The following is a 10,147-nucleotide window of genomic DNA, read 5'->3' as shown; positions in this document are numbered from 1 at the left end:
GTTGGTGGGGGGGTTTCCCATGCTGTGTCTCAACTTTATTAATTGGGTGGGGGGGGGGGGCGCCCCCCCCCCCCCCCCCAACGCTCACGAGTCTTTATCTTTTAGAGCTTGGCCGCGGCTGCCTTGATGGCGGCCGCGAAGGTGCTCACCTCGGTGTAGACGCCGGGCTTGCCCTTGCGGGCGCAACCCTCGCCCCAGCTGACGATGCCGACCTGGACCCACGCTCCCGCGTTGTCCTTGCGGAACATCGGGCCGCCCGAGTCACCCTGGCAGGTGTCGATGCCGCCGTTGGGGATGTTGCCGGCGCAGATCTCCGCGCTGGCGATCAGGTCGCTGTACGAGCCGCCCGCCGCCTTGCAGGTGGCGTCGGTGACGAAGTTGACCTTCGCCTTCAGCAGGTACCGCTGCTGCGCGCCGCCTTCGGTGGCCGCGCCCCAGCCGATGATGTCGAACGTGCCGTTGTCGAACGCCTTCGTCTCGGCGAGCGGGAGCAACGGGATCGACGCGGGCGCCGGGCTGGCCAGCTTGATCAGCGCCCAGTCACCGCCGGTCGCCGTGTCGTACGTCGGTGACCGGTGCACATAGGTGGACTTGATCTTCACCGCCGCGCTGCTCTGCAGGTCGACCACGCCGAAGGTGGCGGTGATCGAGGTGTTCGCGCCGGTGCGGGACACACAGTGCGCCGCGGTCACGACGATCTGCCGTGAGTACAGCGCGGCGCCGCAGCCCATCGACAGCCGGACCATCCACGGGAATTCACCCTGGGCGGCACGGGTTCCGCCGACGACGTTCGTCTGCGGGGGTTCGGAAGCGGGGGACGCGAGAGCCGGGGAAGCGAGGCCGAACATAGTAGCGGCGGCGGTGACCGCGATGGCCGTGTTTTTGAGCAGGGTGAACCATTTCCTATTGCTCAACGGATCATTCCTTCCGGTGTCCACAATGGATACGGGCGCGCATTTGCGGCGGCAACACAAACTCAAGCAGGTTGGCAACCACCGGACAACCGACTTTCTTCGGATCTTTCGGACGAGAAATCACCGATTGCGACGTTCGGGTGACGAGGCTATCCGCGCGGCTTATGGCCCGTGTTACGCAGGGGTTTCGCGCGCGGGCCGCCGGATGGCCCAGACGGCGGCCCCGATCACGAACACAGCGCAACCGAAAAGGACTGAAGTGAGCGGAAGGCTGAACGCCACGACCAGGCAACCGAGCAGGCCGGCCGCCGGGACGAACCGTCGTGTGCGCAGCGTCAGCGCGCTCGCGTTCGCCACCGCGTAATAAACCAGCACCGCGAAGGACGAGAACCCGATCGCGCCGCGAAGGTCCACGAGCGACACGAGCACCGCGACGGTCAAGCCGACCGCGACCTCCGCGCGATGCGGCACGCCGAACTTCGGATGTACCACGGAGAGGGACTTCGGCAAGTGTCCGTCCCGAGCCATCGCCAGCGTCGTCCGCGAGACACCGAGAATCAAAGCCAGCAATGAACCCAGCGCGGCGACGCACGCTCCCACCCGGACGACCGGGGTGAGCCAGGTGCCCGCCACCGCGGCCGCGATCGGATCCGGCGCGGCGGCGAGCCGGTCGGGTCCCAGCCGTGACAACAAAACGACGGCGAGCACCGCGTAAACGGCGAAGGCGATACCCAAGGCGATCGGAATCGCGCGCGGGATCGTCCTGGCGGGATCCTTGACCTCTTCGCCGAGGGTGGCGATTCGCGCATATCCCGCGAACGCGAAGAACAGCAATCCCGCCGATTCGAGCACCCCGCCGAACCGTAAACCGCGGAAAGGCTCCAGTGTCGTGAATGGGCCGGAGAACATGGTGATAACGGCGAGCGATAACACCAGCAGCGTGCAGGCGACAATGATTCGCGTCGCCTGCGCCGACCGTTGCACGCCACGATAATTGACGGCGGTCAGCACCAGCACGGCCGCGATCGCGAAAGCCTTCGGCCACCGGAAGCCGGAGTAGGTCGCCACGGTCAGCGCCATCGCCGCGCAACTCGCCGTCTTCCCGACGATGAAGCCCCATCCGGCGAGGTAACCCCAGAATTCGCCCAGCCTTTCCCTGCCGTACACATAGGTTCCGCCCGACGCCGGATACAACGCGGCCAGCCGCGCGGACGAGGTCGCGTTGCAGTACGCGACGAAAGCGGCGATCACGAGCCCGATCAGCAAGCCGGAACCGGCCGCGTGAGCTGCGGGAGCGAAGGCCGCGAACACGCCGGCGCCGATCATCGAGCCCAGCCCGATGATCACCGCGTCACGCGTGCCGAGCCGCCTGGACAGGCTGGGGGAGGGCATGCGCGTCATTGTGCCTAAGCTCGATAGCTGTGCAAACACCGAGTGGGCCGTTCCGCGACGGCATTCCCGAGCATGGCCGTATCCCGCGTTATTACGCGGTCAAGGTCGAGTTGCTCGAAATGACCGCCGAACTCGGCGAGGGCACCGCGCTGCCCACCGAGCGGGAATTGTGCGAGCGCTTCGAGGTGTCCCGCGCGACGGTCCGCCAGGCGGTCAGCGAGCTGGTGCTGGAGGGCAAACTCCGCCGCCGCCAGGGCAGCGGCACGTTCGTCGCCGGCCCGAAGCTGGTCCAGCCGCTCGCGCTCGTCAGCTACACCGAAGGCCTCCGCCGCCAGGGCATCGAGCCCGGCCGCAACCTGATCACCCTCGAACGCCACCCGGCAGGCCCCGCGCTCGCCGACGAGCTCAAGACCGAACCCGGCGCCGAGGTCATCCATATCGAACGCGTCCTGCTCGCCGACTCCGAGCGCGTCGGCCTCGAGTCCACCTACCTCCTGTCGGCCCGCTTCCCGGCGCTCATGGACGTCTTCGACCCCGAGCAGTCGCTCTACGCCTGCCTGCGCGATCAGCTCGGCGTCGTCTTCGACGGGGCGGAGGAGCGGGTCGAGACCGTGCTCGCGACCCCGCGCGAGGCACTGCTCATCGGCACCAACCCGGCGCTGCCGATGCTGCTCATGCACCGCGTCTCGTGGGGACCGGACGGCAAGCCGTTCGAACGCGTCCGCTCGCTCTTCCGCGGCGACCGACTCAGCTTCATGACCCGCCTCGGCCGCGTCGAGTCGTGAGTGGTGCGGCCGGTTCTCACCGGTCTGAACACTCACGACCCCAGGTGAGATAACGGACAGGTAACTCATTCGAACCTTTCGGGTGGGTTCACGCTGGGTTCGCCCTGCGGCCATGGTCCGTTCGGGCTCGGCGGCGAGCGTGCACGGCGTGCGAATTCTCATCGTGGGCGGCGGCGTGCTCGGCACCATGCACGCCTGGCAGGCCGTCGGACGTGGTCATGAAGTGGTCCAGCTCGAACGCGAGCCCGAAGCGAGGGGCGCGTCCGTGCGCAACTTCGGGCTGGTGTGGGTCGGCGGGCGCGCTCCCGGCGTCGAGTACGAGACGGCGTTGCGGGCGCGGCGGCTGTGGGAGGAGATCGGTACCCGCGTGCCGGGCGCCGGCTTCCGCGCCAACGGCTCGCTGACCGTTGTCCGCACCGAGGCGGAGTACGCCGTCGCGCAGGAGGCCGCGAACGGTGATCGCGGGTTCAAGCTGCTCGACGCCGACGAGGTGCGCGCGCTGAATCCCGCGCTGCGCGGTGACTTCCTCGGCGCGCTGTGGTGTGACAAGGACGCCGCCGTCGAACCGCGCGTCGCCCAGCCCGCGCTGCGTGCCGCACTCGAAAGCAGTGGCCGCTACACCTGGCTGCCCGGCCGTGAGGTCCGCGAGCTGACCGCCGGCGGCGTCCGCGACGATCAGGGCCAGGCACATGGTGCGGACCTCGTGCTGTTCTGCACGGGCGCCTGGCTCGGCGGCTTGGTCGCCGAGCTTGCCGGGAAACCGCCGGTGCGCCGCGTCCGGTTGCAAATGGCGCAGACCGAGCCACTGCCCGAAAAACTCACCACGACCGTCGCCGACGCCGACAGCTTCCGCTACTACCCGGCCTACCGTGGCCCCGCACTCGACGCGCTCAACACCCATCCGCAGACCGAGGTGGCCGCCGCCAACGCGATGCAACTGCTCATGGTCCAGCGGCTCGACGGCTCGCTCACCATCGGCGACACACACGAGTACGACGAGCCGTTTTCCTTTGATGTCACGGAAAGCCCGTACGACCATCTGGCCGAGACCGCGAGCGCGCTGCTCGGGCGCCCGCTGCCGCGCATCTTACGACGCTGGGCCGGTGTCTACGCCCAAGCGCTCGACCCGTCGAAGATCGCGCACCGCGAACGGATCGCCGACAACGCCTGGCTGATCACCGGACCCGGCGGGCGCGGCATGACCTGTTCCCCAGCCATTGCCGAAGACACCGCCGAGGAGGCCGGACTATGAACACCGAACTGGTGGTACTCGACATGGCGGGCACGACCGTCGCCGACGACGGCCTCGTCGTGCGCGCGTTCGTCGAGGCGATGGGCTCCGACGAGCACCTCGATTACGTCATGGAGACGATGGGGCAGTCGAAGATCACCGTCTTCCGCGCCATCCTCAACGACGAAACCGCCGCCCAGCAAGCGAATCTGGCCTTCGAGAAGGCGTACGCCGAACTGCTCGACCTCTGTGAGCCGATCACCGGCGCCGAAGACGTCATCCGCTCCCTGCGTGATGACGGCGTCAAGGTCGCGCTCACCACCGGCTTCTCCCCGGCCACCCAGCAGGCGATCCTCGACGCGCTCGGCTGGCACGACCTCGCCGACCTCGCGCTCGCGCCGGGCGAAGGCGTCCGCGGCCGCCCGTTCCCCGACCTCGTGCTCGCCGCCGCGCTGCGGCTCGAGATCACCGACGTGCGACGCGTCGCCGTCGCCGGTGACACCCCGTCCGACGTGCTGACCGGCCTGCGCGCCGGTGCCTCCGTGGTCGCCGGTGTGCTCACCGGAACCGCGACCCCCGCCGATCTAGCCCAAGCCACCCACGTACTCGACTCCATTCGCGATCTCCCTGCCGTCCTCAAAGGAGTGTCATGAAGCTTAAGGTCCTTGCCCTGATCGGTCTTCTGGCCGCCGTCTCCGCGTGCGGTGGTACAGCGGGCGGGGCCAGCGGTGACAAGACGGTCACCCTGTACACAGTGGATGGTCTCGAAGACTGGTACGCCGCGCGCTTCGCCGAGTTCAAGACGCAGACCGGGATCACCGTGCAGGCCGTCACCGCCGGCTCCGGTGAGGTCGCTTCCCGCGTCGAGAAGGAGAAAGCCAACACCCAGGCCGACGTTCTCGTCACCCTGCCGCCGTTCATCCAGCGCGTCGCCGGGCAAGGCCTGATCGAAGCGCCGTCGGTGCTGATGAACAACTACCTGAGCTTCATCCACAACCCCGGCGCCTCGCCGAAGACCTGGGACGACCTGCTCGACCCGAAGCTCAAGGGCAAGGTCCAGTACTCGACGCCCGGCGAGGCGGGCGACGGCACCGCGGTGCTGCTCGAACTCCAGCACGTCTTCGGTGAGCAGGGCGCGCTCGACTACCTCGGCAAGCTGGAGGCGAACAACGTCGGCCCTTCCTCGTCGACCGGCAAGCTACAGCCCAAGACCGCCAAGGGGGAGATACTGGTGGCCAACGGCGATCTCCAGATGAACCTCGCCGAGATCGACAAGAGCGGCGGCTTCGAGGTCTTCTTCCCGGCCGACGCGCAGGGCAAGAAGTCGACGCTCGCGCTCCCGTACTACGCCGGGCTGGTCAAGAACGCCCCGCACGCCGACAACGCCAAGAAGCTGCTCGGCTTCCTGTTCTCCGCCGACGTCCAGGCCAAGGCGGTCGACGCCTACGGTCTGCCCGCGAAGGCCGAGACCCCGGTGAGCGGGCCCAAGGCCGACAAGATCAAGGCCGTGCTCCAGGGTGTCGAGATCTGGCAGCCGGACTGGGACAAGGTGCTCGCCAAGCTCGACACCGACCTCGACGCGTACAAGAAGGCCGTCGGGCGATGACGGCCGCGGTCGAGTTCCGCGGCGTCTCCGTCCACTACGGACAGACGTGCGCGCTGGCGCCGCTCGACCTGTCGGTGGCACGCGGCGAGACGCTCGCCCTGCTCGGGCCGTCCGGCTCCGGCAAGTCGACCGCGCTCAAGGCGCTCGCCGGGTTCGTCCGGCCGAGCGCCGGGCGGGTGCTGCTGGACGGCCGCGACGTCACGGACGTGCCGCCGCATCTGCGCGGGCTCGGGGTCGTCGTGCAGAGCTACGCGTTGTTCCCGCACATGCGGGTCGAGGACAACGTCGCGTTCGGACTCAAGGCGCGAAAGACACCTCGCGCGGAGATCGCCGCGCGAGTGTCCGAAGTGCTCGCGCTCGTCGGCATGGCAGGCTACGCAAGGCGGTTTCCGCGTGAGCTTTCCGGCGGCCAGCAGCAGCGCGTGGCCATCGCGCGTGCGCTCGCCATCCGGCCCGATGTGCTGCTGCTCGACGAGCCACTGTCCGCTTTGGACGCGACACTGCGCGAAGACATGGTCGCCGAGTTGCTACGGCTGCGTGCCGAACTGCCGGACACCACACTGGTCTACGTCACCCACGATCAGAGCGAGGCGCTCGCGCTGGCCGACCGGATCGCCGTCATGCGTGACTCGCGGCTCGTCGAAACCGGTCCGAGCGACCAGCTCTACCACCGGCCGACGACTGAGTTCACCGCTGCTTTCCTAGGCGCCTCCAACCTGATCCCGGTCGAGGTGATCCGGGCGGGCACCGTGCGCTTGGGCGGCCGTGAGCTCACCGCGCTGGGGGAGTTCGGCGCCGGGCAGGCGGTCGCGCTCGGCGTGCGGCCGCACCGGGTCGGCGTGCACGCGGGCGTCGGGGCGTACACCGCCCGCCTGCGTGGCGTGCAGTGGCGTGGCAGCGGATTCCGGCTGGACCTCGATCTCGAACTCGGCGGCGAGCCGTGCCCGGTCCGCGCCGAGGTGCCGAGTGTCGACGGGCTGCCGTCCGTCGGCGAGACGGTCGGAGTGTCCATTCCGGACGGGTGCCCGCTCGTCGCCGTCGGAGGTACGGGGTGAGCATCCGCTGGCTGCTGCCGCCGCTGATCGTGCTGCTCGGGTTCTTCTGCTACCCGCTCGCGCTCATCGTCTGGCAGTCGCTCTCCACCGACGCGGGCTTCGGCCTGTCGGCTTGGGCCGACATGCTCGGCTCGGCGGAGTTCCGCAACGCCGCCTGGCGCACGATCGTGATCGCGCTGGGCGCGACCGCCGGGTGCGTGCTGCTCGGCACGTTCCTGGCGCTGGTCATCGCGTTCGTCCCGTTCCCCGGTGCGCGCGCACTGTCCAAAGTGGTCGACACCGTGCTCGCGTTCCCTTCGTTCCTGATCGCCTTGGCGTTCACGTTCCTCTACGGCAGCGCGGGGCTGCTCGGCACCGGTGGCTTCCTGTATTCGCAATGGGGTGTGCTGCTCGCCGAGATCACCTTCTACACACCGTTCGTGATGCGGCCCGCGCTCGCCGCGTTCAGCCAGGTCCCGGCCGCGCAGCCGGAGGTGGCCGCGAGCCTCGGCGCCAAGCCGGGGCGGGTGCTGTGGCAGGTGATCCTGCCCGAGGCGCGGCCGTCGCTGGTGTCCGGCGCCTGCCTGACGATGCTGCTGGCGATGAACGAGTTCGGCATCGTGCTGTTCATCGGCGCCAAGGACGTCCAGACGCTGCCGATGCTCATCTACACCAAGGGGATCGTCACCTTCGAGTTCCCGCAGGCGTGCGTGCTCGCGGTGGTCAACGTGGTGTTCTCGATCGCCCTCTATCACTGGGGAGGCAGGCGTGCTGCTGTGGAATCCGCGTAGCAAAGCTCTACTGTGGACGGTGTTCGGCCTGGTGTTCACCGTGATCGTCCTCGCGCCGCTGGTGATGATCGTGCTCGCGTCCTTCGCCGGGCGCTGGACCGAGGTGCTGCCGAGCGCGTTGACCGGCGTGCACTACACGGAGGCGTTGTCGGGCGAGACGTTCGCGAGCCTGGCGGTGAGTGTCCAGACCGGCGTGATCGCTTCGGCGGTGTCCGTGCTGCTGGGCACCTGGGCCGCACTGGCCGCCGAGCACGCGCCGCGGTGGCTGCGGCGCTGGGTGGACCCCGTGTTCCACCTGCCGATCGCGGTCCCGTCGGTGGTGCTCGGGCTCGCGCTGCTGGTCGCGTTCAGCAGGCCTCCGTTGCTGCTCAACGGGACCAGGTGGATCGTCCTCATCGGACACTTGATGATCCTGCTGCCGTTCTCGTACAGCACGGTGGCGGCGGCGGTACGCCGCGCCGACCCGCAACTCGCGCTGGCCGCGGCCAGTCTCGGCGCGAGCCCGGCCCGTGTGCTGCTGCGGGTGCGGATCCCGGTGCTGCTGCCGTCGATGGCGGCCTCGGCCAGTCTCGCGCTCGCGATGTCCATGGGCGAGCTCGGCGCGACGATGATGCTGTTCCCGCCCGACTGGCGGACGCTCCCGGCGAGCATCTTCGCGCTCACCGATCGCGGGCAGGTGTTACTCGCGTCCGCGAGCACGGTGGTGTTACTGCTGGTCACGCTGCTGGGGCTGGTGATCGTCGGGCTGGTGCAACCCCGGAGCGCGTCCGTTCCGTCTCGGAGGGTATGAGGCACTACATGACGAAGTTGATCGGTACGGGCCTGATCCTCGTTGCGGTGACCGCCTGTGCCGGCCATGAAATGACAGCCGTCCCACCGGCCGCCGGTGGGGGACCGACGCTGCCGACCACGTCGGCCCCGGTCAGCGGGCCGGTACCGACACCGCAGATCGACGCGGCCGCGTTGCCGCCGGAGTATCCGAAGAACGTGACAACGGCGGGCAACGACCTGCTGATCAAGGCCGAGGAAGGCGGCTGCGAGAAGCTCCGCGCCACCGTCATCGAGCAGACCGAGCAGCGCGTCGCCGTCCGGCTGGTGAAGCTGGACACGCGCCCCGGTGAGATGTGCCCGATGTACATCCGCGAGGTGACGCTGACGGTCACCCTCGACAAGCCGCTGGGCCAGCGGACGCTGGTCCTGACCGCGGAACGGCCCAAGTGATGCGGGCTCCCGGATGCAACCCCGCGCCGGACCCGTACCGTCCTGGTGCCATGAGGTACTTAGCGAAAATGGCCGGAATCGGGATGATCCTCGCCGCGACGGCCGCGTGCGGGCAGGCCGCGGACAACGCCGTCTCGCCCGCCGCGGGCAACGGGACGTTCGCCCCGCCACCGTCGTCGTCCTCGGCGCCGCCGTCTTCCTCGAAGGATCTCCCGGTGCCGCCGCCGGTCAAACCGGGCAAACCGACCCAGGTGGTGCCCGAGGACAGCATGATCCTGCAGCCCGCGCAGATCGACGCGAGCCAGCTGCCCGCGGACTACCCGCGTGAGGTGACGGTCAGCAACGGCGGCACCGTGCTGAACATCCGTGCGCAAGAGGGTGGCTGCGGCCATGTCAGCGCGGCGCCGATAGAGCAGAACGACAAGCGCGTGGTGATCAACCTGGTGCAGACGCAGGCGCAGACCGACCAGATGTGCACGATGGACATCCGGACCCCGGTCGTCACGGCCACCTTGAGCGCCCCGCTCGGCCAGCGGACGGTCGTGCTCCAGGAGGCACCGCGCAAGCGATGACCGTCACAGTGCCCCGGCGTCGCATGCGGGCATACTGCCGGTATGGGAAAACGTCAGGTCTCGGTGACCAAGACGGTCGCCACCACACCGGAACAGATCTTCGCGCTGCTCGCCGATCCGGCGAAACATCCGGAACTCGACGGTTCCGGAACGGTTCAGGCGGCGCGGTCGGGTAACCCCGAGCGGCTCGAACTCGGCGCGAAGTTCGGCATGGACATGAAAATGGGCGCGCCGTACAAAATCCAGAACACGGTCGTCGAATTCGAGGAGAACCGCCTCATCGCGTGGCGCCACTTCAACGGCCACCGCTGGCGCTGGCAGCTCCGCCCTGTCGACGGCGGCACCGAGGTGACCGAGACCTTCGACTGGTCCACCGCGAAGGCCCCGCTGCTCATCAGCTTGAGCCCGTTCCCGCGCAAAAACAAAGAGGGCATCGAACGCACTCTCGCCCGCCTGGAGCAACGCTTCGCTTAAGGGCTCGTGAGTGGTATGGCCGGTTCTAACCGGCCATACCACTCACGACTACCATTATCGGCAGCTTATATTGAGCGTAGGCTGCGAGGTTGGATAGAAGTAATGAATTCCCATTTAGTCGATTTCG

12 protein-coding genes are annotated in these 10,147 nt (G+C 68.4%); 10 read left to right on the top strand and 2 right to left on the bottom strand.

Translation table 11 applies throughout. From position 1 onward, the window contains the following. Positions 1 to 101: 101 nt before the first annotated feature. Complete coding sequence (locus ACFV15_RS42535) at positions 102 to 848, bottom strand: S1 family peptidase (RefSeq protein WP_378358436.1); 747 nt, start codon at positions 846 to 848, stop codon at positions 102 to 104. A 240-nt stretch (positions 849 to 1,088) separates the two neighbouring features. Beyond that, positions 1,089 to 2,306 (bottom strand): APC family permease, encoded by a 1,218-nt coding sequence (locus tag ACFV15_RS42530; protein ID WP_378358433.1) that lies wholly within the window; start codon positions 2,304 to 2,306, stop codon positions 1,089 to 1,091. A gap of 29 nt (positions 2,307 to 2,335) precedes the next feature. On the opposite strand from ACFV15_RS42530, the gene ACFV15_RS42525 reads away from it, so the two are divergent. From ACFV15_RS42525 to ACFV15_RS42480, 10 genes are all read left to right on the top strand, one after another. Then, positions 2,336 to 3,091 (top strand): GntR family transcriptional regulator, encoded by a 756-nt coding sequence (locus ACFV15_RS42525; protein WP_378358432.1) that lies wholly within the window; start codon positions 2,336 to 2,338, stop codon positions 3,089 to 3,091. A gap of 148 nt (positions 3,092 to 3,239) precedes the next feature. Next, positions 3,240 to 4,343 (top strand): TIGR03364 family FAD-dependent oxidoreductase, encoded by a 1,104-nt coding sequence (locus tag ACFV15_RS42520; protein WP_378358435.1) that lies wholly within the window; start codon positions 3,240 to 3,242, stop codon positions 4,341 to 4,343. Next, positions 4,340 to 4,975 (top strand): HAD family hydrolase, encoded by a 636-nt coding sequence (locus ACFV15_RS42515; RefSeq protein WP_378358431.1) that lies wholly within the window; start codon positions 4,340 to 4,342, stop codon positions 4,973 to 4,975. Before ACFV15_RS42520 ends, ACFV15_RS42515 begins: the two co-directional genes overlap by 4 nt. Beyond that, positions 4,972 to 5,928 carry a 2-aminoethylphosphonate ABC transporter substrate-binding protein gene (locus ACFV15_RS42510; protein WP_378358430.1) on the top strand — a complete coding sequence of 319 codons (957 nt, stop codon included), beginning with the start codon at positions 4,972 to 4,974 and terminating at the stop codon, positions 5,926 to 5,928. Before ACFV15_RS42515 ends, ACFV15_RS42510 begins: the two co-directional genes overlap by 4 nt. After that, positions 5,925 to 6,983: an ABC transporter ATP-binding protein gene (locus ACFV15_RS42505; RefSeq protein WP_378358429.1), complete on the top strand. Its 1,059-nt coding sequence runs from the start codon at positions 5,925 to 5,927 to the stop codon at positions 6,981 to 6,983. The genes ACFV15_RS42510 and ACFV15_RS42505 overlap by 4 nt, the downstream gene beginning before the upstream one ends. Then, complete coding sequence (locus ACFV15_RS42500; RefSeq protein ID WP_378358427.1) at positions 6,980 to 7,753, top strand: 2-aminoethylphosphonate ABC transporter permease subunit; 774 nt, start codon at positions 6,980 to 6,982, stop codon at positions 7,751 to 7,753. Before ACFV15_RS42505 ends, ACFV15_RS42500 begins: the two co-directional genes overlap by 4 nt. Next, positions 7,731 to 8,543: an ABC transporter permease gene (locus ACFV15_RS42495; protein WP_378358426.1), complete on the top strand. Its 813-nt coding sequence runs from the start codon at positions 7,731 to 7,733 to the stop codon at positions 8,541 to 8,543. Before ACFV15_RS42500 ends, ACFV15_RS42495 begins: the two co-directional genes overlap by 23 nt. Positions 8,544 to 8,551: 8 nt before the next feature. After that, positions 8,552 to 8,974, top strand: a complete 423-nt coding sequence (locus tag ACFV15_RS42490; protein WP_378358425.1) for a hypothetical protein — start codon at positions 8,552 to 8,554, stop codon at positions 8,972 to 8,974. Between the two features lie 68 nt (positions 8,975 to 9,042). Continuing rightward, entirely contained in the window at positions 9,043 to 9,546 is a 504-nt protein-coding gene (locus ACFV15_RS42485; protein WP_378358424.1) for a hypothetical protein, read from the top strand. A gap of 42 nt (positions 9,547 to 9,588) precedes the next feature. Then, positions 9,589 to 10,020 (top strand): SRPBCC family protein, encoded by a 432-nt coding sequence (locus ACFV15_RS42480; RefSeq protein ID WP_378358422.1) that lies wholly within the window; start codon positions 9,589 to 9,591, stop codon positions 10,018 to 10,020. The last annotated feature ends 127 nt before the right edge of the window (positions 10,021 to 10,147 follow it).

Origin of the sequence: Amycolatopsis sp. NPDC059657 (assembly GCF_042734395.1) — a bacterium.
Lineage (GTDB): Bacteria > Actinomycetota > Actinomycetes > Mycobacteriales > Pseudonocardiaceae > Amycolatopsis.
This window is presented reverse-complemented; position numbering and strand designations above follow the sequence as displayed.

Bases quoted from the DNA above. Each gene is read 5' to 3' on its own strand.
- ACFV15_RS42535 (WP_378358436.1), bottom strand. From the start codon at position 848: ATGTTCGGCCTCGCTTCCCCGGCTCTCGCGTCCCCCGCTTCCGAACCC.
- ACFV15_RS42530 (WP_378358433.1), bottom strand. From the start codon at position 2,306: ATGCCCTCCCCCAGCCTGTCCAGGCGGCTCGGCACGCGTGACGCGGTG.
- ACFV15_RS42515 (WP_378358431.1), top strand. From the start codon at position 4,340: ATGAACACCGAACTGGTGGTACTCGACATGGCGGGCACGACCGTCGCC.
- ACFV15_RS42510 (WP_378358430.1), top strand. From the start codon at position 4,972: ATGAAGCTTAAGGTCCTTGCCCTGATCGGTCTTCTGGCCGCCGTCTCC.
- ACFV15_RS42505 (WP_378358429.1), top strand. From the start codon at position 5,925: ATGACGGCCGCGGTCGAGTTCCGCGGCGTCTCCGTCCACTACGGACAG.
- ACFV15_RS42490 (WP_378358425.1), top strand. From the start codon at position 8,552: ATGACGAAGTTGATCGGTACGGGCCTGATCCTCGTTGCGGTGACCGCC.
- ACFV15_RS42485 (WP_378358424.1), top strand. From the start codon at position 9,043: ATGGCCGGAATCGGGATGATCCTCGCCGCGACGGCCGCGTGCGGGCAG.
- ACFV15_RS42480 (WP_378358422.1), top strand. From the start codon at position 9,589: ATGGGAAAACGTCAGGTCTCGGTGACCAAGACGGTCGCCACCACACCG.